Origin of the sequence: Streptomyces sp. CB01373 (assembly GCF_002803075.1) — a bacterium.
GTDB lineage: Bacteria > Actinomycetota > Actinomycetes > Streptomycetales > Streptomycetaceae > Streptomyces.
The window spans coordinates 179,366-204,327 of sequence record NZ_NNBK01000014.1 but is presented as its reverse complement, the minus strand read 5'-3'; the positions used below and the strand labels follow the sequence as shown (position 1 = coordinate 204,327).

Sequence of the window (24,962 nt, the reverse complement as noted above, 5' to 3'; positions counted from 1 at the left end):
GCCTGCCGCCCGCACGCCCGTCTCGCCGCCCGCGTGTCCGGGGCGCCCGCTCTCGGCACGCGCGCGCCGCCCCGCGCCACCGCGCTTCAGGTGCACCCCCGTGCCCCGGCGCGCCCCCGCGCTTCCGCGGCCCTCGGCGTGCTCCCGTCGGGCCCTTTCGGGTGGGTTGGGCGCGAGTCGGCGCGGTCGGGTGGGTGGGCGCTGGTAGCGGTGGTGCATGCCGCTGAGCCTTGGATCATGTGTTCCGCGTCGCCTGAAGGCGACTCTCCTCGCGTCCGCCGTCTCCGTCTGTCTCGTCGCCGCGAGTGCTCCGCCCGAGCCGCTGGGCATCGGCGACCGGCTCTTCCCGCACCTGGGCAACCCCGGGTACGACGTGTTGTCGTACGACCTGTCGTTCACCTATGGCGGTGACAACGCCAAGCCGCTCCAGGCCGTCACCACGATCGACGCGTGGACCACCGAGGATCTGGAGCGCGTGAACCTCGACTTCGCGCACGGCACGGTGAACTCCGTGGAGGTCGACGGCCTGCCGGCCGAGTTCGCCATCGCGGGCGAGGATCTCGTGGTCACCCCCAAGATCCAGCTGCCCCAGGGAAGTTGGATGCGCATCACCGTGCGCCACACCAGCGACCCCATGCCCGTGAAGGACCGCGACGGCGGCTGGGTGCGCACCTCGGACGGCCTGGCGATGGCCAACCAGGCCGACGCCGCCCACCTGGTGTTCCCGTGCAACGACCATCCCTCCGACAAGGCGATGTTCACCTTCCACATCACCGCGCCCGAGGGGTACACGGCCGTCGCCAACGGCCTTCCGGCCGGCGTCACACGGACCGGTGGGACGACGACCTGGTCGTACCGCACCGGGCATCCGATGGCGACCGAGCTGGCTCAGGTGTCCATCGGCCGCTCCACGGTGGTGCACCGGACCGGCCCGCATGGCCTGCCGCTGCGCGACGTCGTCCCCACCGAGGACCGCGAGGCCCTCGAACCGTGGCTGGCCAGGACCCCCGACCAGATCGCCTGGATGGAGAGCAAGGTCGGAACGTACCCCTTCGAGACGTACGGCCTGCTCATGGCCTCCGCCGCCACCGGCTTCGAACTGGAGACGCAGACCCTGTCACTCTTCGAGAAGAAGCTGTTCACCGAGCCCGCCTACCCCCGGTGGTACGTCGAGTCGGTCATGGTGCACGAGCTGTCCCACCAGTGGTTCGGCGACAGTGTCAGCCCGCGCACCTGGTCCGACCTGTGGCTCAACGAGGGCCACGCCACCTGGTACGAGGCCCTGTACGCCGACGAGAAGGCGGAGAAGCCGCTGGAGACCCGGATGAAGGCCGCCTACGGTGCCTCCGACCGCTGGCGCGCGGCCGGCGGACCGCCCGCGCGGCCCAAGCCGCCGAAGGCCGGCCAGAAGATCGGCATCTTCCGGGCGAACGTCTACGACGGCTCCGCGCTCGTCCTGTACGCGCTGCGCCAGGAGATCGGCAAGCCGGCCTTCGAGAGCCTGGAGCGCGCCTGGGTGCAGGCCCACCGGGACGGCACGGCCACCACCGCCGACTTCGAGCGCCTGGCCTCGGGCATCGCCGGACGCGACCTGAGCGGGTTCTTCCAGGCCTGGCTCTACGGCGAGAAGACCCCGCCCATGCCCGGTCACCCCGACTGGAAGCAGGCCCCGCCGCCGGAGACGGAGAAGAAGAAGTGAGGGGAAGCGAGAAGAAGCGGCCGGAAGCGATCGGAGGTGCCGGGGCGGGCCACCGGGGGGAGGAACCGGGGGGAGGAACCGGAGTAATAACGCCGTGACGAGACGGGCCGTACCGTGCGACCATCTTCAGACCGGCGCGAGCACGGGCCACGGGAATCTCCCGGGGTACCCGTACGTTGTGACATGTGACGGACTCTCCCACCACGTAAGGACCAAATGACCTCCTCTTCTTCCTCTTCCCAGTCGTCCGAGGCGTCCCAGGACAGCAAGCGCCTCGCGCACTCCTACCCCGAAGGTCTCCGGGCCGATGCCCTGATGGAAGAGGACGTCACCTGGAGCCACGAGTTCGACGGAGAGCGGGACGGCGATCAGTTCGACCGTTCCGAGCGGGCGGCACTGCGCCGTGTCGCGGGACTGTCCACCGAGCTCGAGGATGTCACCGAGGTCGAGTACCGCCAGCTCCGCCTGGAGCGGGTCGTGCTCGTCGGCGTATGGACCTCGGGGACCGCGCGGGACGCGGACAACTCCCTGGCCGAACTCGCCGCCCTCGCGGAGACCGCGGGCGCGGTCGTGCTCGACGGCGTGATCCAGCGCCGCGACAAGCCCGACGCGGCCACCTACATCGGTTCCGGCAAGGCGAACGAGCTGCGGGACGTCGTCCTGGAGTCGGGCGCGGACACCGTCATCTGCGACGGTGAGCTCAGCCCGGGCCAGCTCATCCACCTCGAGGACGTCGTCAAGGTCAAGGTCATCGACCGTACGGCCCTGATCCTGGACATCTTCGCCCAGCACGCCAAGTCCCGGGAGGGCAAGGCGCAGGTCGCGCTCGCCCAGATGCAGTACATGCTGCCGAGGCTGCGTGGCTGGGGTCAGTCGCTGTCCCGGCAGATGGGCGGCGGCAGCGGCGGCGGCCTCGCCACGCGTGGTCCCGGTGAGACCAAGATCGAGACGGACCGTCGGCGGATCCGCGAGAAGATGGCGAAGATGCGCCGGGAGATCGCGGAGATGAAGACCGGCCGCGAGATCAAGCGCCAGGAGCGGCGCCGCAACAAGGTGCCCTCCGTCGCCATCGCCGGTTACACCAACGCCGGCAAGTCCTCCCTGCTCAACCGGCTCACCGGCGCGGGTGTCCTGGTCGAGAACGCCCTGTTCGCGACCCTGGACCCGACCGTGCGCCGGGCCGAGACCCCGACCGGGCGGCTCTACACGCTGGCGGACACCGTCGGCTTCGTCCGGCATCTGCCGCACCACCTGGTCGAGGCGTTCCGCTCCACCATGGAGGAGGTCGGCGACTCCGACCTCATCCTGCACGTGGTGGACGGGTCCCACCCCGACCCGGAGGAGCAGCTCGCCGCGGTGCGCGAGGTGATCAGGGACGTCGGCGCCACCGACGTACCCGAGATCGTCGTGGTCAACAAGGCCGACGCGGCCGACCCGCTGGTGCTCCAGCGGCTGCTGCGGATCGAGAAGCGCTCGATCGCCGTCTCGGCCCGCACCGGGCAGGGCATCACCGAGCTGCTCGCGCTGATCGACAGCGAGCTGCCCCGGCCGTCCGTCGAGATCGAGGCGCTGGTGCCCTACACCCACGGCAAGCTGATCGCCCGTGCCCACACCGAGGGCGAGGTGATCTCCGAGGAGCACACCGCGGAGGGCACCCTGCTCAAGGCCCGGGTGCACGAGGAGCTGGCGGCGGAACTGGCACCGTACACGCCCGCCCCCGCGCTCTGATCCCAGCCGTACGGCCCGAGGGCCCGCCCCCTGTCACAGGGGGCGGGCCCTCGGCGTACCAGCGGGCCGGATCACCGGCCGCCGTACGTCCTGCTCATGTTCTGGTACAGCGCCTCCGCGCCCCGCCCCAGCTGCGGACCCGCCAGCCAGGTGTGGTCCGACGGGCCGATCGAGGTGTTGGACACCAGCTTGGTCTTTCCGCCCACCACGCGGAACCAGCCGCCGCCGGAGGAGCCGCCGGTCATGGTGCAGCCGATGCGGTACATCGTCGGGAGCGACGGGCTGAGCGAGAGCCGGCCCGGCCGGTCGACACAGCGGAACATCTTCAGACCGTTGTACGGAGGCGCGGCCGGGTAGCCCCAGGCACCCATCGTGGCGACCCGGGTCGCCGTGGGCGCGGAGAAGTCCACGTCCAGGGCCGCACCGACGGTCTCCTCCAGCGACCGGGAACCGGACTCCGGCTTCACGTGCAGCACGGCGTAGTCGTACGCCGCGCCCGCGCCGCCCGTCTCCGCACCGCCCTGGATCCACTGGCCGGAGGTGGACGCCCAGTCCGCCCACCAGGCGCCGTACGGGGCGACCTCGGAGGCGCGCGCGTTGCTCAGCCGCGCCGCGGACTTGCCGAGGTCGTTGTACGACGGGACGAAGGCGATGTTGCGGTACCAGCCGCCCTTCTTGCCCGCGTGCACGCAGTGGCCGGCCGTCCACACCAGGTTGGACCTGCCCGGGTGGTTGACGTCCTTGACGACCGTGCCCGAGCAGACCATCGAACCCTGGGGCGAGTCGAAGAAGACCTTGCCGACCGGGGCCGCGTTGTCGTGGTAGGGCGTCTTCTCCGCCTGCGCGCGGACCGGCCGCGGCGCCGGGTCGCTGACGCCCTGGTCGGCGACGGCGTCCTGGGTGGAGACCGTCTTGTTCGCCTCCTGGGCGGACTGCATCCGCTCGGGCTTCCACAGGCCCTTGATCACCGGGTTGACGAAGTCCTTGGCCTCACTGAGCCACTTGTCCTTGTCCCAGTCCTTCCAGCCGCCGCGCTGCCATTTGTCGACATCGATGCCGTGCTCCTTGAGCTTGTCCGCGATGTCGGCCGGAATCCTGACCTTGTCGTCGCTGCCGCCGTTGTCGCTGCCGCTGCCCGCGGTCCGCGGGGCGGTTGTGTCCGGCGTGCCGGCGGCGTCGGTCTTGCCCGAGGAGCCGGCGCAGGCGGTGGCGGTGAGCGCCAGGGCCGCGACGAGCCCGGTGGCGGCCAGGACGGTGCGCCGGCGCGCGCGCCGGGGCGTGGCGGACCTACGTATGAGCGGCATGATGCGATGAACCCCCGTCGGTTGGTGTGAACACCGTGCGCGCCCGGCCCGAGCGCCGAACGCCCCTTGGTGCTTGGTGCTTGGTGTCGTGTGCGCGGCGGGACGGTGAAGGTTCCAGGAGAAGCCGTCGGGCGCCCCGCCGCCGTGACGGCCTACTGTCCGGCGAACTTGCCGCTGACCGCGTCGTACACGCTCTTGGCCGCCGGGCCCAGTCGCGGACCCGCCAGCCAGCCGGCCGTCACGGGACCGATCGAGGTGTTGGAGACCAGGGCGGGCTTGCCGTCCGAGCCGGCCGCGACCCAGCCGCCGCCGGAGGAGCCGCCGGTCATGGTGCAGCCGATGCGGTACATCGTCGGGTCCGAGGCGTTCAGCGACAGCCGGCCCGGCTTGTCCTGGCACTGGTACAGCCGCTGCCCGTCGTACGGGGGCGCGGCCGGGTAGCCGGTCGCGGTCAGGCTCTGCACCTTGGGCACGGCCGGGGCGGCGAAGTCCACGGGGAGCGCCGCACCGACGGTCTCCTCCAGCGACCGGCCGCCGCCGCCCTGCTCGGGCGTCACATGGATGACCGCGAAGTCGTAGGCGGCACCCTGCCCCCCGGTCGGACCGCCCTGCTCGATCCACTGCTCCGAGGTCTGCGTCCAGTCCCCCCACCACACGCCGTACGGGGCGACCTCGTCCTTGGCGGCGTTCTGCAGATCGGCGGTGCTGCGGCCCGCGTCGTTGTACGAGGGCACGAAGGCGATGTTGCGGTACCAGCCGCCCTTCTTGCCGGCGTGCACGCAGTGGCCTGCCGTCCACACGAGGTTGGACTTGCCCGGGTGGGCCGGGTCCTGAACGACCGTCGCCGAGCAGACCATCGTGCCCTCGGGGGAGTCGAAGAACACCTTCCCCGCCGTCGCCGCGTTCGCGTGGTACGCCGGCGAGACCGCACGCGCCGTCACCGGGACCGGAGTCGGGTCGGTGACACCCTGGTCGCCCGAGAGATCGTTGTCGACGCCCTTGTCCGGGTCCTTGGCGCGGCGCATCCGCTCGGGATCCCACAGGTCCTTGATGATCGGGTTGACGTAGTCCTTCGCCTCACGGAGCCAGTCGTCCTGGTTCCAGTCCTTCCAGGCGCCGTTCTTCCACTTGTCGATGTCGATCCCGTGTTCCTTGAGCTTCTTCCTGATGTCGTCCGGGATCTTGATCTTTCCGTCGCTGGTTCCGCCCGTGTCGTCGGCGGTCGCGACGGCGGAGGGCCGCCCGTCGGCCTCGCTGTCGCCCGAGTCGCAGCCCGTGGCGAGGAGCGCGAGCCCCGAGGCCAGGGCAACGGCGGTCAGCACGGGGGAGGTTGTGCGGCGGGCGCCCCCTCCTCGACGCGCGGTGAAGAACGGGCGTATGGGTCGCATGCTCTGACTCCCCCTGCTAAGAACGGACTTGCTGCTTGCCGTCGCACTCCCACCGTGAATCCGGGGCCGGTTCACCCCGGCCCCGCGGCGTGCGCGAACGGCACCACACACTATGCGTTCGGCGTGGGGGCCCGCCGACGGAACGGCAACGGTTTCGCTACGGGCAGTGGTTCCGCCACAGGCGGTTCCCCGGTCAGGCGGTTCGCCCCGGGTCCTGCCCCTCAGCGCGCCCGTGCGGAGTGCGCCGCGGCACCGTCGCCACCGCAGAGGCGGCTCAGCGTCCCGACCGCGTCCCGCAGGCCGACGCAGCGGGGGAAGTCCCGACAGGTCCGCCGCTCCCAGCCCGGACCGGCGGGCAGGACGGCAGGCCGCCCGCGCGCCCCCGGCGCCCCCCACTCCAGAGCCGCGACCCGCCGGGCCAGTGGCACCGACGCGGTGGAGCGGGCCTGCGACCACAGGACCACGGCGGTCGGACCGGTACGCCGCACGCAGGCCAGCAGCGCCTCCACCGGCACCGCGGCGCCCAGCATCCGGGTCGGCACCCCTCGCTCGCCCAGCGCCGCGTTCAGCGCCTCCAGGGGGAGGGAATGCTGCTCACCGGTCACGCAGGCCAGCACCACCGGCGGAACGTCCACCCGGACCGCGGCGCGGGGCAGCAGCAGCGGCATGCTGCGCAAGGTGGTCGACACCTGCCAGGACAGCAGGTGCTCCACCTCCACGTACCGCTCGCCGGACGACACCCACTTGCGGCCCACCGCGCGCAGGGTCGGCACCATCACCTCCTCCCACGCCACGGTCAGCCCGTACCGCCGGACCGCGTCCAGCAGTCGGCTCTCCAGCTCCGGCGCGTCCAGGCGCACCGCGGCACGGGCCAGGCCCCGGCACTCCTGCCGCACGTCGCCCAGCGGCAGCCCGCCGCCGGCGCCCCCGCGGAGAGGCGGCTCCCCCACCCCGGACGACGACGCGCGCCGGGCGGAGGGCACGGCGGGGGACGGTTCGGCCTGCCCGGGCGGGCCGCCGCGCCTCAGGCGGGTCACCCGGGCCGCTTCGGCCGGGGGCGCGCCCGCCGACGTCAGCCGGCACATCTCCTCCACCATCGCGATGTCCTGGGGACTCCAGCGCCGGTGCCGTCCCCCCTCCCGCACGGCGGGCCCCAGTCCGTAGCGGCGGTCCCAGGAGCGCAGGGTGGTCGGGGACACGCCCAGGCGGCGGGCCAGAGCTCCCGTGGTCAGCCCCGCCACGGGCGATGTCTCGTCGCTCATGCTTGGGGCCTCTCGTATGGATCATGCCGGGCTCGCGGGCCCTGGCACCGTGCCTCGCGGCGTTGTCGTCGGTTGGCAGGGCTCCGCCCCGCCGCCCTCCTCCGCCTTGCGATCCACGGCACCAGACCCCGCTCCCTGATCCGGCCTGATCCAAACGAAAGACCCTAGGTCCTCGCGCCTGCTCCGCCGGTTTCGCCTGCGATCCCGATCCCCATTGTCCGACGTCCCGTGCGAGACCGCCGCGGATTGGTCACACCCCCCCGGGACCGGCGCGCCGACGAGCAGCGATCCCTGACGCCGGGGATCTTGAGCTCACCCGTAACCGTGCGCTCCGTCCGGGGTTGTAGCGGTGAGGGTCCTGATGTCCGCGTCCGGGACCCCCGCGCCGTGGGCGGTGACTCGCCCCGGCGGCGCGAGAGGCCGGCGCCTTGCGTCAGTGGCAGGCCGACGCCCTGGAACAGCGGGAGGACAAGGAGCCGTGACCGTGACGGAGTCTGCGCCCGTAAGCTGCGCGTCCCCGGGGGCGCACGCCTCGCTCGAGGGGATCCTGCGGCGGCAGTCGGCGCGCGAGTCGGCGGCGCGCACCTATGCGCGAGCCCTGCCGATCGTGCCCGTAAGGGCCCGCGGGCTGACCCTCGAGGGCGCGGACGGCCGCCGCTACCTGGACTGCCTCTCCGGCGCGGGCACCCTTGCCCTCGGCCACAACCACCCCGTCGTCCTGGAGGCCATCCGCAAGGTCCTCGACTCCGGCGCGCCCCTGCACGCCCTCGATCTCGCCACACCCGTCAAGGACGCCTTCGTCACCGAGCTGTTCCACACCCTGCCGCCCGGACTCGCCGGCCGGGCACGCGTGCAGTTCTGCGGCCCGGCCGGCACGGACGCGGTGGAGGCCGCCTTCAAACTTGTCCGGGCCGCCACCGGCCGTACCGGGATGCTGGCCTTCGCCGGCGCCTACCACGGGATGACCGAGGGAGCGCTCGCCGCCTCGGGCCACGCCACCGACGTACGGGTCGCGCGCCTGCCCTACCCGCAGGACTACCGCTGCCCCTTCGGCGTCGGCGGCGCACGCGGAGCCGAACTCGCCGCCCGGTGGACCGAGTCGGTCCTGGACGACCCGAAGTCGGGCGTACCGCTGCCCGCCGGGATGATCCTCGAACCCGTCCAGGGCGAGGGCGGGGTGATTCCCGCCCCGGACGACTGGATGCGGCGCATGCGCCGGATCACCGAGGAGCGGTCGGTCCCACTGATCGCCGACGAGATCCAGACAGGGGTGGGCCGCACGGGCACCTTCTGGGCGGTGGAGCACAGCGGTGTCACACCGGACGTGATGGTGCTGTCCAAGGCCATCGGCGGCAGCCTTCCGCTGGCCGTCGTGGTCTACCGCGACGACCTGGACGTCTGGGAACCCGGCGCCCACGCGGGAACGTTCCGCGGCAACCAGCTCGCCATGGCCGCCGGCACGGCCACCCTGGCCCATGTCCGCGAGAACCGCCTGGCCGAACACGCCGCGTCCCTCGGCTTCCACATGCTGACCCAACTCCGCGACTTGGCCGGCCACTTCCCCTGCGTCGGCGAGGTACGCGGCCGCGGGCTCATGATCGGCCTCGAACTGGTGGATCCGGAGGGGGACTTCGAGAGGGACAGCGGGGGCAGCTCGGCGGCTGGTTCGGGAGGGACCGGTGTGGGGGCGCCGGGCACGCCGGGAAGCTCGGGCACGGGGACGACTGGAACGACGGCGGTGGTGGACGGTGTGGTGGTGGCGGAGCAGCGTCGCGCCGGGGCCGGCCGGGCGTCGGGAGCCGAGGAATTCCGCCGCTGCGACGCCCGGGAGTTGCCGTCGGCGAGGGGCGATGACTGGGGCATCGGCGCGGGTGGCTGTGTCGATGACAGCCCGGGGCCGGCGTCACCCAGTGTCCGAGAGACCCGTCCCGCCGCACCCGAACTCGCCGCCGCCGTCCAACGGGAGTGCCTGCGGCGGGGCCTGATCGTGGAACTCGGCGGCCGCCACGCGAGCGTCGTACGACTCCTTCCCCCGCTGACGATCACCGACGAGCAGGCCGCCGCGGTGCTTGGCCGCCTGGCCGACGCGGTCGAAGCGGCGGCCCGGAGCCACACCGGCCGGGACGGCCAGGAGCGCGGGACCCCTCGGAGGCAGCCGCGACTCACCGGCCGCTCGGAAGGCGCGGGGTAACACACACCCTCCGGCCGTCGTCGTCGGCCGGTGCCCGGGACGAACAGGTCCGGGCTGGCACTGGCCCCGCGCCACCGACCTGGCCCGAGCCACCGGTGCCTGAGCCGGACGGGCCGACCAGTTCACCCGACGCCCGACGCCCCACTCCCGACGCCCGCGTCCGACGCTCGCCCTGCCGAACCCCTGACCCCACGGGCCGGACAGCCCGCCGAAGGCGACCGCCCCGCTCCGCCAGCCGCCCCACCGGCACATCCCGAAACCCCCGGATACCGCCGGATACGCACCCCCTCCGAGCCCACCGCTCACCCGTACCGCCCCACTGCTGCCCTGACCGCCGCCCCCCACGGTCGCCCAACCGGTCCGTCATCGGCCGGACACGTCGACCCGAACGTCACCCGAGGAGCCGTCTTGAACCTCACCCCCATCCCCCACGGCCGCTCCCGCCCCACCCCCGACCCGGCCGAGACGGTCCCCCGTCAGCCGAGAAGGACATCGGCCGCTCCACGGCTCGACGGCACACCCACCGACCTCCTGGAACACCCCGACCCGCACACGGCCGCCCAGTCCGCGGCCGTGGAGAACCTCCTGCGCTGCTGGGTGCGCGAGACCGGCGCCGCCGCTCCCTGCTACGGCACCCTCCGCATCCCCCTACGGGCCGGCGGGACGGCCCTGCTCGTGCCCGTCCACCACTGGTCCCCGACGGGCTGGCACCGCTTCGGCCTTCCGTACCTGGCCGACGCCCCGGAGGACGCCCCGCCGGCCGACGCCGTCACGGTCGCCACCCTGCTCGCCCGGGAAGCACGCGTCAGGAGCCGCGTCCCCAGACCCTCGCGTGGGCCCGCAGCCGTCGACCCGTCACCGGAGCGGACTTCGGCCGAGCCCTGCGACACCGCCGCACTCGACCTCGTCGCCCGTGTCGCCGACTCCGTCCGCGGCACCACTCTCTTCCTGCGCGACCGCCGGCACCGTCCCACCGACGGAACCGACCGTTTCCTCTCCGCGGAGCAGGCCCTCCTGCTCGGGCATCCGCTGCACCCCACCCCGAAGAGCCGCGAGGGCCTGTCGGAAGCCGAGGTCCGCCACTACTCGCCCGAATCGCGAGGCTCCTTCCCGTTGCACTGGCTGGCGGTCGCCGACTCCGTACTCGCCACCGACTCCGCCTGGACCGAACGCGGCCGGACGGTACCCGCGGGGCTGCTCACCGCCCGGCTCGCCGGAGCGGAGCTGCCCCTGCCCGACGGATATACCGCCCTGCCGCTGCACCCGTGGCAGTCGCGCGAGGTACGCCACCGCCCAGGTGCGGCGGCCCTGCTCGACGCGGGACTCCTGCGCGACCTCGGCCCCTGTGGGCCGTCCTGGCATCCCACCTCCTCCGTACGCACCGTCCACCGCACCGGCGCGGCCGCCATGCTCAAGCTGTCGCTGGGCCTGCGCATCACCAACTCCCGTCGTGAGAACCTCCGCAAGGAACTGCACCGGGGTGTGGAGGTCCACCGGCTGCTACGCAGTGGTCTCTCCCCGGAGTGGCGCGCGGCGCACCCCGGCTTCGACATCGTCCGCGACCCGGCCTGGCTGGCCGTGGACGACCAGGACGGGACACCGATGCCGGGTCTGGACGTGATGATCCGGCACAACCCGTTCCATGCGGCGGACGACGTCTCCTGCGTCGCGGGACTCGTGGCACCCCGGCCCTATCCCCGGGCCGGCGCCCCCCTCTCCCTGCGGTCCCGCCTGGCCGAGGTCGTCACCGGCCTCGCCGTCCGCACCGGCCGTCCGTCGAGAGCCGTCGCCACCGAGTGGTTCCTGCGCTACCTCGAACAGGTGGTCCGCCCCGTGCTGTGGCTGGATGGCGAGGCCGGGGTCGCCCTGGAGGCGCACCAGCAGAACACGCTGCTCCTGCTGGACGACGAAGGCTGGCCCGCGGGCGGTCGCTACCGCGACAACCAGGGCTACTACTTCCGCGTCTCCCGGCACGCGGAACTCGACGCCCGGCTGCCCGGCATCGGCGAGCACAGCGACACCTTCGTCTCCGACGACGTCACCGACGAACGCTTCGCCTACTACCTCGCCGTCAACAACGTGTTCGGTCTGATCGGCGCCTTCGGCTCCCAACGGCTCGCCGACGAGCGGCTGCTGCTGGCCGCCTTCCGCCGCTTCCTCGCCGCCACGGCATCTGGACCGGCCCGCATGCGCTCCACCCTGCCGGGCCGCCTGCTCGACTCCCCGGTGCTGCGCTGCAAGGCCAACCTGCTGACCCGGCTGCACGGCCTCGACGAACTCGTCGGCCCGGTCGACACCCAGTCCGTCTACGTCACCATCGCCAACCCCTTGTTCCTCTGACCGTTCCTCTGCCCCGCACTCCGACGTGACTTCGACTCCCGTCCTTCGTAGACCCTCCTTCCGAGAGGAGCGCGCCATGCCTCCCACCGACGCCGAAGCCGCCACCGGGCAAGCGCCGGCAACCGCTCCCCCCCTCCGCACGACCGAGGCGGGCACCGACGGAGCGGACACGCTCGAACTGCGCCTGCCGGACGACTTCGTCGCGCGCTTCGGGGGGACGACCGGGACGCGCACCCCGGCCGTGGCCGACCTGCTCGACGGCGTGGGTGACTGGGGCCCCACCCTCACCCCCGTCGGCGCGTTCCAGTTGGTTCCCGTCCGGCTGGAGCGGGATCTGCCGCTGATCAGTCGCTGGATGAACGACCCCGCCGTCGCGGAGTTCTGGCAACTGGCCGGGCCGCAGGACGTGACCGAGATCCATCTGCTTGCGCAACTCGACGGCGACGGCCGCAGTGTCCCCTGTATCGGCCTGCTCGAGGGCACGCCGATGAGCTACTGGGAGATCTACCGGGCCGACCTCGATCCCCTGGCCCGGCACTACCCGGCCCGGCCGCACGACACCGGTATCCATCTCCTGATCGGCGGCGTCGCCGACCGTGGGCGAGGGCTCGGCAGCACCCTGCTCAGAGCCGTGGCCGACCTGGTGCTCGACCGACGCGTCCCCTGCGCCCGCGTCCTCGCCGAACCCGACCTGCGCAACGCACCCTCCGTGGCCGCTCTTCTGAGCGCCGGTTTCCGGTTCGCCGCCGAGGTCGACCTGCCCGTCAAGCGGGCCGCCCTCATGATCCGCGACCGGTCACTGCGTGATCTGCTGTGACAGTGAGCCCCAGTGCCATCACGTCTGGTACACCGCCCGGGCCGATCCGGTTCCCACCCCGCCGGACGGGAGTAGGAGATCCCCAGCCACCGGAACTCGCCTTGATCGCCCGATTGTCAGTCCCGAGCCGTAGGGTGGTCGCGCTATGACGAAGCCCTCCCTCCCCGAACTCCTGCATGCCGCCGTCGCCGCCGTCGGCGGTTCGGAGCGCCCCGGCCAGGTGACCATGGCCCAAGCCGTCGAGGACGCGATCGACGACGGCTCGCATCTGCTGGTCCAGGCCGGCACCGGCACCGGAAAGTCCCTCGGCTACCTCGTACCCGCCCTCGCCCACGGGGAGAGAGTGGTCGTGGCCACCGCCACCCTCGCCCTCCAGCGCCAGCTCGTCGAGCGGGACCTGCCGCGCACGGTCGACGCACTGCACCCGCTGCTGCGCCGCCGCCCGGAGTTCGCCATGCTCAAGGGCCGGTCGAACTATCTGTGCCTGCACCGCCTGCGCGAGGGCATGCCGCAGGACGAGGAGGAGGGACTGTTCGACCAGTTCGAGGCTGCCGCGCCGACCAGCAAGCTGGGCCAGGACCTGCTGCGGCTGCGCGACTGGGCCGACGAGACCGAGTCCGGCGACCGCGACGACCTGACGCCCGGAGTGTCCGACCGGGCCTGGGCGCAGGTGTCGGTCTCGTCGCGGGAGTGCCTGGGCGCCTCCAAGTGCGCCTACGGCGCCGAATGCTTCGCCGAGATGGCCCGTGAGCACGCCAAGCTCGCCGAGGTCGTCGTCACCAACCACGCGCTGCTCGCGATCGACGCCATCGAGGGAGCGCCGGTCCTCCCGCAGCACGAGGTGCTCATCGTCGACGAGGCGCACGAGCTCGTCTCACGGGTCACGGGCGTCGCCACCGGTGAGCTCACCCCCGGCCAGGTCAACCGCGCGGTGCGCCGTGCCGCCAAGCTGGTGAACGAGAAGGCCGCCGATCAGTTGCAGACCGCGGCCGAGGGCTTCGAGCGTCTGATGGAACTGGCCCTGCCCGGCCGCCTGGAAGAGATCCCCGAGGACCTCGGCTATGTGCTGCTGGCACTGCGGGACGCCTCGCGCAATGTCATCTCCGCCCTGGGCGCGACCCGTGACAGGTCGGTCCAGGACGAGGACGCCGTCCGGAAACAGGCGCTGGCCTCGGTGGAGAACGTGCACGACGTGGCGGAGCGCATCACCAACGGTTCCGAGTGGGACGTCGTCTGGTACGAGCGCCACGACCGCTTCGGCGCCTCCCTGCGCGTCGCTCCCATGTCCGTCTCGGGCCTCTTGCGGGAGAAGCTCTTCGCGGACCGCTCCGTCGTCCTGACCTCCGCGACCCTCAAACTGGGCGGCGACTTCAACGGCGTCGGCGCCTCCCTCGGTCTCGCGCCGGAGGGCACCGAGGGCGACGACGTGCCGCAGTGGAAGGGGGTCGACGTCGGCTCCCCCTTCGACTACCGCAAGCAGGGCATCCTGTACATCGCCAAGCACCTGGCGCGTCCCGCGCGGGACGGTGACCGGGGTGACATGCTCGACGAGCTGACGGAGCTGATCCAGGCGGCGGGCGGACGCACGCTCGGTCTGTTCTCCTCCATGCGGGCGGCCCAGCTGGCCGCCGAGGAGTTGCGGGGCCGTATCCCCGAGTACCCGATCTTGCTCCAGGGCGAGGAGACGCTGGGCGAGCTGATCAAGAACTTCGCGGCGGACCCGAAGACGTGCCTTTTCGGCACGCTGTCGCTCTGGCAGGGCGTGGACGTCCCCGGACCCGGCTGTCAGCTGGTCGTCATGGACAAGATTCCGTTCCCGCGCCCCGACGACCCGGTGATGAGCGCCCGCCAGAAGGCCGTGGAGGACGCCGGCGGCAACGGCTTCATGGCGGTGGCCGCCACCCACGCGGCGCTCCTCATGGCCCAGGGCGCCGGACGTCTCGTACGGGCCTCGGGGGACCGGGGTGTGGTCGCCGTGCTGGATCCGCGTCTGGCGACTGCCAGGTACGGCGGCTATCTGAAGGCGTCGCTGCCCGACTTCTGGCACACCACGGACCGCAACCAGGTCCGCAAGTCGCTGGCGGCCATCAACGCGGTGGCCGAGCAGGAAGGCAAGTGACCGTGGGGGCGGTCTGACCGGTGGTGGTCAGGCCACCCCCACGATCCGCGAGCACGGTGACGGGAACTGCCCCGTACGACCAGACGACGCACAGCACGGAGCCCCGGAACCGGCGCAGGGGTCCCGGGGCCCGATCAAGGGGGCAGGTGGGCGAGTCCGCCCGGCGCGGTACTCACACGCGCCGCAGGACCGCCACCACCTTGCCGAGGATGGTCGCTTCGTCGCCCGGGATCGGCTCGTACGCCGCGTTGTGCGGGAGGAGCCAGACGTGGCCGTCCTCGCGCTTGAAGCGCTTGACGGTGGCCTCGCCGTCGATCATCGCGGCCACGATGTCGCCGTTCTCGGCGACCTGCTGACGGCGGACGGTGACCCAGTCGCCGTCGCAGATCGCGGCCTCGATCATCGAGTCGCCGACGACCTTCAGGACGAAGAGCTCTCCGTCGCCGACCAGCTGCCGGGGCAGGGGGAAGACGTCCTCGACCGACTCCTCGGCGAGGATGGGACCACCGGCGGCGATCCGGCCGACCAGAGGGACGTACGAGGCGGCCGGCTTGCCGACCGTGTCCGTCGGCTGCAACGCGGTGGCCTGGTCGGAGCCGCGGACCTCGTACGCGCGCGGACGGTGCGGATCACGCCGTAGGAACCCCTTGCGCTCCAGGGCCATCAGCTGGTGTGCGACCGAGGAGGTGCTGGAGAGGCCGACGGCCTGCCCGATCTCCCGCATCGACGGCGGGTAGCCGCGCCGCTGCACGGAGTCCCTGATGACCTCGATCACCCGGCGCTGTCGGTCGGTGAGGCCCGAGCTGTCCGCCCGGATGCCCGGAGGTCGGCCCGGCAGGGAGCGCTTGTGCCCCTCGGGATTCGTGGCTTCGTTCATCGCATGCACCGGCTCGAGTCGGCCCTGGGAGCGGTCCTGGGCAGTGATGGTGGCACTGTCTGCGGTGGTGGTCACGTCGGCCCCTCTCGATGGTCTCCCTCCGGCACAACGGTAGTTGCTTTCGAAAGGTTGCGCCAAACACACGTTCGAGTGAAAAAACGCCGACAGCCGGACTTGATCACGTTTCTGGGTGTAAGGGCAGTGCGGTGACCGGCAGGCAAAAGCGCTCATTGTTGTACTCTTCACCGCCGGGACGGCGACCTCGTGGGCGGCTGCCCCAGTCTGCCATCCGGTATGCCGTCATCCGGGTGCCGCCTCCCGTCTGCCCGGGAGTCCCACGCGTCCTCCGTGCGGCGCTCACGGTATCTCCGTAAGCTCCCCCGGCGGGCGCGGGCGCAACCGGCGTGTTGCCCGCGGCGGCGCCGGTGCACGCCGCGTGGCCGCATCACGCGACACGCGCGTATCGCCTGCCCCAATGGAGTCGATCCCCACATGTAGTGGTTGGATGGCTACAGCGGCCCACAGATTGTGTTCCCCCCGGTCTTCGCGCCGCTGTTCATCGCCTATGCTTGTGCCTGCTTCGCGGGGCCCATGGGTCTGGTGAGGTCATTGAGTCTGCTGTGAGGAGGGTTGGAGTCCATGCACTGCCCCTTCTGCAGGCACCCCGACAGCCGCGTGGTCGACAGCCGCACCACGGACGACGGCACGTCCATCCGCAGGCGCCGCCAGTGCCCTGACTGCTCCCGTCGGTTCACGACGGTGGAGACGTGCTCGCTCATCGTGGTCAAGCGGTCCGGAGTCACCGAGCCCTTCAGCCGGATCAAGGTCATCAACGGTGTGCGCAAGGCCTGCCAGGGGCGGCCCGTCACTGAGGACGCCCTTGCTCAGCTGGGCCAGCGGGTCGAGGAGGCGGTGCGCGCCAGCGGCAGCGCCGAGGTGGCCGCTCACGAGGTGGGGCTCGCCATACTCGGCCCCCTGAAGGAGCTCGACCTCGTCGCCTATCTGCGGTTCGCGTCCGTCTACCGGGCGTTCGACTCGCTGGAGGACTTCGAGTCCGCCATCGCGGAACTCAGAGAAGGAACGGTGCACCCCGCCGCGCAGGACGGCGACGGCGCTTGCGCGGGGTGCCAGGAAGACGGCCGCGGGCGCGGTGGGACGGCTGAGGTCCCCCCGCCCGCAGGCGCCGCCGACTGAGCAGCGGGCCGGTCAGGACGACGCGTCCTGACCCGGCTCGGCGGCGGTGAGTGAAACCGGTCGCGGGTGGCAGCGAGGGCGCCCGCGACGCCAGACAGAACACCGTGCTCCGGAACAACAGGGGCACTTCAGGGCGTTTACGCCCGTACAGGGAGGCGGCATGACAGAGACGGCGAGCGGTCCGGCACGAGGTTCCCGAGCCAAGGGCACCAAGGCCAACAAGGGACTGCGTATCGAGCGCATCCACACCACCCCCGGCGTGCACCCGTACGACGAGGTGGCCTGGGAGCGCCGTGACGTCGTCATGACCAACTGGCGCGACGGCTCGGTCAACTTCGAGCAGCGTGGCGTCGAGTTCCCCGACTTCTGGTCGGTGAACGCGGTCAACATCGTCACCAGCAAGTACTTCCGCGGTGCCGTCGGTACTCCGCAGCGCGAGACCAGCCTCAGGCAGCTGATCGACCGCATCGTGAAGACGTACCGGCAGGCCGGCGAGGAGAACAAGTACTTCGCCTCGCCCGCCGACGCCGAGATCTTCGAGCACGAGCTGGCCTACGCCCTCCTGCACCAGATCTTCAGCTTCAACAGCCCCGTCTGGTTCAACGTCGGCACCAAGCAGCCCCAGCAGGTCTCCGCCTGCTTCATCCTGTCCGTCGACGACTCCATGGAGTCGATCCTCGACTGGTACAAGGAAGAGGGCATGATCTTCAAGGGCGGCTCCGGCGCCGGCCTGAACCTCTCCCGCATCCGCTCCTCCAAGGAGCTGCTCTCCTCCGGCGGCAACGCCTCCGGGCCCGTCTCCTTCATGCGCGGTGCCGACGCCTCCGCCGGCACCATCAAGTCCGGCGGCGCCACCCGCCGCGCGGCCAAGATGGTCATCCTCGACGTCGACCACCCCGACATCGAGGACTTCATCCAGACCAAGGTCAAGGAGGAGGAGAAGATCCGCGCCCTGCGCGACGCGGGCTTCGACATGGACCTCGGTGGCGATGACATCACCTCCGTCCAGTACCAGAACGCCAACAACTCGGTCCGCGTGAACGACACGTTCATGAAGGCGGTCTCGGAGAGCGGGACGTTCGGCCTGCGCGCGCGGATGACCGGCGAGGTCATCGAGCAGGTCGACGCCAAGGACCTGTTCCGCAAGATGGCGGAGGCCGCCTGGGCCTGCGCCGACCCGGGCATCCAGTACGACGACACGATCAACCACTGGCACACCTGCCCGGAGTCCGGCCGCATCAACGGCTCGAACCCCTGCAGCGAGTACATGCACCTGGACAACACGTCCTGCAACCTCGCCTCGCTGAACCTGATGAAGTTCCTCAAGGACGACGGCCAGGGCCACCAGTCCTTCCAGGTCGAGCGCTTCGCCCAGGTCGTCGAGCTGGTCATCACGGCGATGGACATCTCCATCTGCTTCGCGGACTTCCCGACCCAGAAGATCGGCGAGAACACCCGCGCGTACCGCCAGCTCGGCATCGGCTACGCCAACCTCGGCGCGCTGCTGATGGCGACGGGCCACGCCTACGACTCCGACGGCGGCCGCACCCTCGCCGGTGCCATCACCTCCCTGATGACCGGTACCGCCTACAGGCGCTCGGCCGAGCTCGCCGCGGTCGTCGGCCCGTACGACGGCTACGCCCGCAACTCCCAGCCGCACCTGCGGGTCATGAAGCAGCACGCCGACGCCAACGCCACGGCCGTCCGTATGGACGACCTGGACACGCCGGTCTGGGCCGCCGCCACGGAGGCCTGGCAGGACGTGCTGCGGATCGGCGAGAAGAACGGCTTCCGCAACTCCCAGGCGTCCGTCCTCGCGCCCACCGGCACCATCGGCCTGGCCATGTCCTGCGACACCACGGGCGTCGAGCCCGACCTCGCGCTGGTCAAGTTCAAGAAGCTGGTCGGCGGCGGCTCGATGCAGATCGTCAACGGCACCGTCCCGCAGGCCCTGCGCCGCCTGGGCTACCAGGAGGAGCAGATCGAGGCGGTCGTCGCCCACATCGCCGAGCACGGCAATGTGATCGACGCCCCCGGCCTCAAGCACGAGCACTACGAGGTGTTCGACTGCGCCATGGGCGAGCGCGCCATCTCCCCGATGGGCCACGTCCGCATGATGGCCGCGATCCAGCCGTGGATCTCCGGCGCCATCTCCAAGACGGTCAACATGCCGGAGTCGGCGACCGTCGAGGAGGTCGAGGAGATCTACTTCGAGGCGTGGAAGCTGGGCGTCAAGGCGCTCGCCATCTACCGCGACAACTGCAAGGTCGGTCAGCCGCTCTCCGCGAAGAAGAAGGACGAGAAGACCGAGGTCGCCAAGAAGGCCGAGGACACGATCCGCAGCGCGGTCGAGAAGGTCGTCGAGTACCGCCCGGTCCGCAAGCGGCTGCCCAAGGGCCGGCCCGGCATCACCACCTCCTTCACGGTCGGCGGCGCCGAGGGCTACATGACCGCCAATTCCTACCCTGACGACGGTCTCGGCGAGGTCTTCCTGAAGATGTCCAAGCAGGGCTCCACCCTCGCGGGAATGATGGACGCCTTCTCGATCGCCGTGTCGGTGGGTCTCCAGTACGGCGTGCCGCTGGAGACGTACGTCTCGAAGTTCACCAACATGCGCTTCGAGCCGGCCGGCATGACCGACGACCCGGACGTGCGGATGGCGCAGTCGATCGTCGACTACATCTTCCGCCGCCTGGCGCTGGACTTCCTGCCCTTCGAGACGCGCTCCGCGCTCGGCATCCATTCCGCCGAGGAGCGTCAGCGCCACCTCGAGACCGGCTCCTACGAGCCGGCCGACGACGAGGTCGACGTCGAGGGCCTGGCCCAGTCGGCGCCGCGCCAGACGGACCTGAAGGCGGTCGCCACGCCCAAGGCCGAGGTCGAGTCGGCCAAGCCCGCGCCCCAGCAGGCGCACACCAGCGCCGAGCTGGTGGAGATGCAGCTCGGCATCCAGGCCGACGCCCCGCTGTGCTTCTCCTGCGGAACGAAGATGCAGCGGGCCGGCTCCTGCTACATCTGCGAGGGCTGCGGCTCGACCAGCGGGTGCAGCTGATCGGATGGCAACACCGTGAAGTAAGGGGCGCCGGCCATGGGCCGGCGCCCCTTACGCGTTTCGGCTACGACGGGCGTGCCCGGCCCATGCTGTGGGTGAAGCCCTCCGGGTCGTCCTCGAAGCCCTGGACGCCGGGGCGGAACTCCCAGGTACCCGCCTCGTTCCGCGTGAACTCCGCGAGTGTGGCCGCCGTCGCGCCGAGGACGCCGCCGAAATCGCCCTCGGCGAGAACGGTGTACCCCTCCCGGACGCGCATTCCGGGAGCGAGGACGCCGGCGAAGGTGCGGCGTGCCGGACGCTGCTGGATGACGACGCCGACCACCACGCGCGCGTACCCGTCGCCGAGCCGGTCGAGTTCCAGTGTCATCACCTCGTCCCACCCGAAGCCCTGACCGTCCCTGCTGTCCCGGTTGAGATAGATGGTGCCGTCGGGAGAGCGGCTGTCGAAATGCACCACATAGGCTGGTTCGCCATGCGGGTCGCCCGCCCGGTAGGTTGCGGCGACCAGATCCAGGTCGGTGGGCGGCTGCCCCGCGGGACTGGGATCCCACTTGACCGCGACCTCGACCTTGCCGATCCCCTTGCTGAGTCCGCTCATCTGACTCCCCTTGACCGACCTTGTGCGCCCCTCTGCCTCAACTTCCCTTCAGCGGGCGCTTGTTGTCCATCGTGCCACGCGCGCGGGGGCGCTTGCGCGGGCGCTGTCCCCACGAGAGTGACCGAGGCCACGTCCCAGGGCCTTACGATGGCGCGGTGCTGGTCAAGTGGATTCGCTGCACCGTGGTGGACCGCCGGGGCTTCGAGCGGGGGCAGCGGAAATGGGCGGGGCTTCTTGGAGAGCCGGGGTTTCGGGGACAGGGGGGCGGGTGGAGCCGGGGGCGGCCGGGTGTCGCGCACATCTTCGCCTTCTGGGAGAGCCGTGCCTTCTACGACTCCTTCATGGCCCGCTCCCACGACCGGCTGGCCGCGACGCAGGCCGGCACCTTCAAGGACGCCCAGGTCCGGCTGTTCGACTACCGGTTCGACGTGAAGACCGGCTTCGAACCCCGCTTCTCGGACGCCGACCTGCTGCGGGTCGCCCTCTGCCGGGTCCACGAGGAGCGCACCGAGCACTTCACGCTGATGCAGGAGAAAGTCTGGAACCCGGCGATGGCCGGCTCGCCCGGCATGGTGCGCGGCCTGTTCGGTGAGGCCCCCGGCAACGAGTTCCTCGTGCTGTCCATGTGGCAGTCCTCCGCCGAGCACGGCAAGTACCGCACCGAGCGCGTGGAGCGCCTCGCGCTGCGCGCCCAGACGGAGGCCGACGTGGCGTCGCTCACGGGTGACATCGTGGAACTCGAGAGCACCTGGACGGTGTGACGGCGGACGCCGGCCCACGCGCGTGTGTGGCGCGTGCCGCACGATTTGTGTGATGTGCGCCGTACGAGGCCCGCCGGAGTCCTCGAACGGCGCCGGCCCGATCTACTGTTCTGGCATGGCACGACCACGGCGCATCATCCTTGTCCGGCACGGCGAGTCAACGGGCAACGTCGATGACTCCGTGTACGAGCGCGAACCCGACCACGCGCTGGGACTCACCGAGCGGGGCCGGCGACAGGCCGAGGAGACCGGCAAGGAACTGCGGGAACTGTTCGGACGCGAACGCGTGAGCGTCTACGTCTCCCCCTACCGGCGCACCCACGACACCCTCCGCGCCTTCCACCTGGACCCCGGCCTCATACGCGTGCGCGAAGAGCCGCGGCTGCGCGAGCAGGACTGGGGGAACTGGCAGGACTGCGACGACGTGCGCCTCCAGAAGACCTACCGGGACGCCTACGGGCACTTCTTCTACCGCTTCGCCCAGGGCGAGTCCGGAGCCGACGTCTACGACCGGGTCGGCGGCTTCCTGGAGAGCCTCTTCCGCAGCTTCGAGGACCCCGACCACCCGCCCAACGTCCTCCTGGTGACCCACGGCCTGGCCATGCGGCTCTTCTGCATGCGCTGGTTCCACTGGACCGTCGCGGAGTTCGAGTGCCTCTCGAATCCGGGGAACGCCGAGATGCGGATGCTCGTTCTCGGGGACGACGGCCGCTACACGCTCGATCGTCAGTTTGAGCGGTGGCGTGAGCCGGAATCGTACGGGATCACTGGATGGAGCGGCTGAGCGATGACCCCTGACTCCTCTCCGGGCGTGCGCCTGGAACGAGCGCTGGCCAGTGCGCGCGGGCTCGCGGTGGGGGACGCGCTGGGCTCGCAGTTCTTCGCCCCGGCGAACCACCCGCTGCTCAGGCGCCGCGAGCTGCCGCCCGGCCCGTGGCAGTGGACGGACGACACCGAGATGGCCTGCTCCGTCGTCACCGTCCTGGCCGCCCACCACCGTGTCGACCAGGACGCCCTGGCGCAGTCCTTCGCCCGGCGCCACGCACCGGAGCGCGGGTACGGCGCGGGTACGGCGGGGCTGCTGCGGCGGATCAGCGAGGGCGGCGACTGGCGCACGCTGGCGCCTGCCCTGTTCAAGGGGCACGGGTCGTGGGGGAGCGGCGCCGCCATGCGCACCGCGCCCCTGGGCGCCTGGTACGCGGACGATCCGGAGCAGGCCACCCACCAGGCCGAGATCTCCGCCTACCCCACCCACCAGCACCGTGAGGCCGTCGTGGGCGCCATGGCCGTGGCCGCGGCCGCCGCACTGGCCGCCGCGCCCGGCGGGCCGCCGACCGCGCAGGCGCTGCTCGGCGGCGTCATCGACCTCGTACCGGCCAGGAGCGCCGTCGGCGCCGGCCTGCGGCGCGCCCGCGACATGCTCGACTACGGCGACGTGGCCACCGTCGCCGCGGTGCTCGGCTCCGGACGGCGCACGACGGCGCACGACACGGTGCCCTTCGCGCTCTGGTCGGCCGCCCGGTGCCTGGCCGACTTCGAGGACGCGTTCTGGACGACTGCCCGGGCCGGCGGTGACGTGGACACCACCTGCGCCATCGTGGGCGGTGTGCTCGCCTCGGGGAAGGCAGGGGCCCCGCCCGCCGAGTGGGTGCGGCGCACGGAGGCACTGCCCGACTGGGTCCCGGCGTCCGTGTGACCTGCGCTTCGCGCGATGATTCGCGAATGCGACCCGGTGTGGGTGGGGTGCTTCCAAATGTGACCGCCGAAGGGGCGGACGGGTCGGGGATCAAGCTTCTTCCGGATGTCTCCTCCCTTTTCGGAATGCGGCCGTGGGAGCGAGGTCGGAGAGGGCGAACAGCGGTGTGCGGGACGTCGTCCGGGGCACGATGACGCGCCGCGCCGGAATGTGCGTGAGCGAACGAACGGGCTTTGAAACCGGACCCCGGCCGTCCGCGTTCGGGGCGGGGGGATGCTCAAGGGAAGGCGGGGTGTCGCAGCGGGATCCGCGCAGCGTAGGCTAAGGGCGCCATGCCGTACGAACCCCCCACTCACACCGTCGAACGCTCCCTCAGGGCGACGACCGGAGCGAAGGTCATTGCCGGTGTCGACGAGGTGGGGCGCGGCGCTTGGGCCGGTCCCGTCACCGTCTGCGCGGCGGTCACCGGACTGCGCCGTCCACCCGTGGGACTCACCGACTCCAAACTGCTGACCGTGAAGCGACGTACCGCACTCGCCACGGAACTGCAGACGTGGGTGACCGCGTACGCCCTCGGGCACGCCTCTCCGGAGGAGATCGACAGCCTGGGGATGACGGCGGCGCTGCGGCTCGCGGCGGTGCGCGCCCTGGAGGGTCTGCCCGTCCCTCCGGACGCGGTCATCCTCGACGGGAAGCACGATTACCTGGGGGCCCCCTGGAGGGTCCGTACGGTCATCAAGGGCGACCAGTCGTGCGTGGCCGTCGCGGCGGCTTCGGTGATCGCCAAGGTCTACCGCGACAAAATGATGGCCGAACTGGGTATCGAGCATGCAGACTTCGGCTTTGCGGCCAATGCCGGATATCCGTCGCCCGTGCACAAGGCCGCGCTGGAGGAGCGGGGACCCACCCCGTACCACCGGCTGTCGTGGGCGTATCTTGATGCGCTGCCCAGGTGGCGGCACCTCAAGAAGGTCCGCGTCTGGGCAGACGGAGGCGTTCCGGAGGTCGAAGGTCAGCTCGGCTTCGACTTCTGATCCTTCCGCTCGGCCTGAAGTGGCACCCGCCCACGCGAGCCGCACCAACGTTTGATAAATATCAGCCCATGCCTCTCATTCCCGAGGAGCCTCAGATTCACGAGAGTGCCCAGGGTCCCCGCGTCACGCCGTCTTCCGGCCGCACCGCGCCGACCCCCCGCCCTGTTCCCGGCCCCCGTCCCGCGGCTCCGCCGCGCCCCGGTCGTCCCGGTGCCGCACGGCCCGCGCCGCCGGCGCAGCGCGCGTCGCGGGAGTCGGCCCCGGCCAAGCCCGGGCCGTCGCGGCCGACCGCCCCTGCCGCCGCGGCGGCCCCGCAGATCCAACTGGTTCCGGCTTCCGCCGACGGCGCGCTCGACGCCGCCGAGGAAGCGGTCGACATGCTCCTGGAGTCGGGCCGTGCCCCGGCTGACGTACTGGTGATCACCACCGGTGAGTCGCATCCGTGGGCCGCGCACGAACTGTCCTTCGGTGAGGCGTCCTACTGGGCGCAGCACGACGCGCGCGACGACGTGTTCTACGCGGACGCCGCCGTGGCCTCGCGTGCCGCGTCCCGGCCCGTGGTCGTGGTCGCGATCAACGGCGGCCCCCAGGCCGCTGGTGCCGCGGCCCTGTCCCTGGCGCACACCAAGGCCGGTGCGCTGCTGGTCGTCTGCGGTGATCCGCAGCAGGTCAACTCGGTGCTGGGCGCGGCTGTCTGAGCCGCGTCCGGCCCGTCCGGCGGTCCTGAGTCCGTACGGCCTCGAGTCCATTCGGCCTCGAGTCCATTCGGCCTTGAGTCCGTCCGGCGGTCCAGGGACCCTCCGGCGGTTCCGAGTTCGTCCGGGGCCGAGGGAAGCCGACGTCGTGCTCGCCGCGCCGTTCGACCGGCGGCGGGGCTTCGTCGTGCGGACACCGGTTGGTCG

Annotated in this window: 18 protein-coding genes; 13 read left to right on the top strand and 5 right to left on the bottom strand. The window is 71.4% G+C overall.

The features are described 5' to 3' along the window. Positions 1 to 217: 217 nt before the first annotated feature. Both CG719_RS23890 and hflX read left to right on the top strand, forming a co-directional pair. Positions 218 to 1,699: a M1 family metallopeptidase gene (locus CG719_RS23890; RefSeq protein ID WP_100570730.1), complete on the top strand. Its 1,482-nt coding sequence runs from the start codon at positions 218 to 220 to the stop codon at positions 1,697 to 1,699. 216 nt (positions 1,700 to 1,915) lie between these two features. After that, positions 1,916 to 3,427 (top strand): GTPase HflX, encoded by a 1,512-nt coding sequence (gene hflX, locus CG719_RS23885; RefSeq protein WP_100570729.1) that lies wholly within the window; start codon positions 1,916 to 1,918, stop codon positions 3,425 to 3,427. 71 nt (positions 3,428 to 3,498) lie between these two features. On the opposite strand, the gene CG719_RS23880 is transcribed toward hflX, so the two are convergent. From CG719_RS23880 to CG719_RS23870, 3 genes are all read right to left on the bottom strand, one after another. Next, positions 3,499 to 4,731: a trypsin-like serine peptidase gene (locus tag CG719_RS23880; protein ID WP_100570728.1), complete on the bottom strand. Its 1,233-nt coding sequence runs from the start codon at positions 4,729 to 4,731 to the stop codon at positions 3,499 to 3,501. A 152-nt stretch (positions 4,732 to 4,883) separates the two neighbouring features. After that, positions 4,884 to 6,119 carry a trypsin-like serine peptidase gene (locus CG719_RS23875; RefSeq protein ID WP_100570727.1) on the bottom strand — a complete coding sequence of 412 codons (1,236 nt, stop codon included), beginning with the start codon at positions 6,117 to 6,119 and terminating at the stop codon, positions 4,884 to 4,886. 221 nt (positions 6,120 to 6,340) lie between these two features. After that, the gene (locus CG719_RS23870; RefSeq protein WP_100570726.1) at positions 6,341 to 7,381 is read right to left on the bottom strand and encodes a MerR family transcriptional regulator; all 1,041 of its coding nucleotides are present in this window, start codon (positions 7,379 to 7,381) and stop codon (positions 6,341 to 6,343) included. Between the two features lie 478 nt (positions 7,382 to 7,859). Between CG719_RS23870 and CG719_RS23865 the strand changes: the two genes are divergently transcribed. From CG719_RS23865 to CG719_RS23850, 4 genes are all read left to right on the top strand, one after another. Further along, the gene (locus CG719_RS23865) at positions 7,860 to 9,572 is read left to right on the top strand and encodes a diaminobutyrate--2-oxoglutarate transaminase family protein (protein ID WP_100570725.1); all 1,713 of its coding nucleotides are present in this window, start codon (positions 7,860 to 7,862) and stop codon (positions 9,570 to 9,572) included. A 408-nt stretch (positions 9,573 to 9,980) separates the two neighbouring features. Further along, entirely contained in the window at positions 9,981 to 11,912 is a 1,932-nt protein-coding gene (locus tag CG719_RS23860) for an IucA/IucC family protein (protein WP_100570724.1), read from the top strand. Between the two features lie 76 nt (positions 11,913 to 11,988). Then, on the top strand, positions 11,989 to 12,729 hold the full coding sequence (locus CG719_RS23855; protein WP_100570723.1) for a GNAT family N-acetyltransferase: 741 nt from the start codon (positions 11,989 to 11,991) through the stop codon (positions 12,727 to 12,729). A gap of 145 nt (positions 12,730 to 12,874) precedes the next feature. After that, positions 12,875 to 14,848, top strand: a complete 1,974-nt coding sequence (locus CG719_RS23850) for an ATP-dependent DNA helicase (protein WP_100570722.1) — start codon at positions 12,875 to 12,877, stop codon at positions 14,846 to 14,848. Between the two features lie 172 nt (positions 14,849 to 15,020). Here CG719_RS23850 and lexA read toward each other — a convergent pair whose 3' ends face one another. Then, positions 15,021 to 15,800 (bottom strand): transcriptional repressor LexA, encoded by a 780-nt coding sequence (gene lexA / locus CG719_RS23845; RefSeq protein WP_100570721.1) that lies wholly within the window; start codon positions 15,798 to 15,800, stop codon positions 15,021 to 15,023. Positions 15,801 to 16,364: 564 nt separating this feature from the next. On the opposite strand from lexA, the gene nrdR reads away from it, so the two are divergent. Together nrdR and CG719_RS23835 are read left to right on the top strand one after the other, a co-directional pair. Next, a complete protein-coding gene (gene nrdR / locus CG719_RS23840) occupies positions 16,365 to 16,919 on the top strand; it encodes a transcriptional regulator NrdR (RefSeq protein WP_100570720.1) in 555 nt (184 codons plus the stop codon). Positions 16,920 to 17,079: 160 nt separating this feature from the next. Further along, the gene (locus CG719_RS23835; protein ID WP_100570719.1) at positions 17,080 to 19,971 is read left to right on the top strand and encodes a vitamin B12-dependent ribonucleotide reductase; all 2,892 of its coding nucleotides are present in this window, start codon (positions 17,080 to 17,082) and stop codon (positions 19,969 to 19,971) included. Between the two features lie 64 nt (positions 19,972 to 20,035). Here CG719_RS23835 and CG719_RS23830 read toward each other — a convergent pair whose 3' ends face one another. Continuing rightward, positions 20,036 to 20,569 carry a TerD family protein gene (locus CG719_RS23830; RefSeq protein ID WP_100570718.1) on the bottom strand — a complete coding sequence of 178 codons (534 nt, stop codon included), beginning with the start codon at positions 20,567 to 20,569 and terminating at the stop codon, positions 20,036 to 20,038. A 155-nt stretch (positions 20,570 to 20,724) separates the two neighbouring features. On the opposite strand from CG719_RS23830, the gene CG719_RS23825 reads away from it, so the two are divergent. From CG719_RS23825 to CG719_RS23805, 5 genes are all read left to right on the top strand, one after another. Then, positions 20,725 to 21,330 carry a YdbC family protein gene (locus tag CG719_RS23825; protein WP_100570717.1) on the top strand — a complete coding sequence of 202 codons (606 nt, stop codon included), beginning with the start codon at positions 20,725 to 20,727 and terminating at the stop codon, positions 21,328 to 21,330. A gap of 115 nt (positions 21,331 to 21,445) precedes the next feature. Then, the gene (locus tag CG719_RS23820) at positions 21,446 to 22,114 is read left to right on the top strand and encodes a histidine phosphatase family protein (RefSeq protein WP_100570716.1); all 669 of its coding nucleotides are present in this window, start codon (positions 21,446 to 21,448) and stop codon (positions 22,112 to 22,114) included. A gap of 3 nt (positions 22,115 to 22,117) precedes the next feature. Further along, entirely contained in the window at positions 22,118 to 23,026 is a 909-nt protein-coding gene (locus CG719_RS23815) for an ADP-ribosylglycohydrolase family protein (RefSeq protein ID WP_100570715.1), read from the top strand. A gap of 332 nt (positions 23,027 to 23,358) precedes the next feature. Next, positions 23,359 to 24,060, top strand: coding sequence for a ribonuclease HII (locus tag CG719_RS23810; protein ID WP_100570714.1), 702 nt, complete (start codon positions 23,359 to 23,361; stop codon positions 24,058 to 24,060). Between the two features lie 68 nt (positions 24,061 to 24,128). Further along, positions 24,129 to 24,758 carry a hypothetical protein gene (locus CG719_RS23805; protein ID WP_100570713.1) on the top strand — a complete coding sequence of 210 codons (630 nt, stop codon included), beginning with the start codon at positions 24,129 to 24,131 and terminating at the stop codon, positions 24,756 to 24,758. Positions 24,759 to 24,962 lie beyond the last annotated feature (204 nt).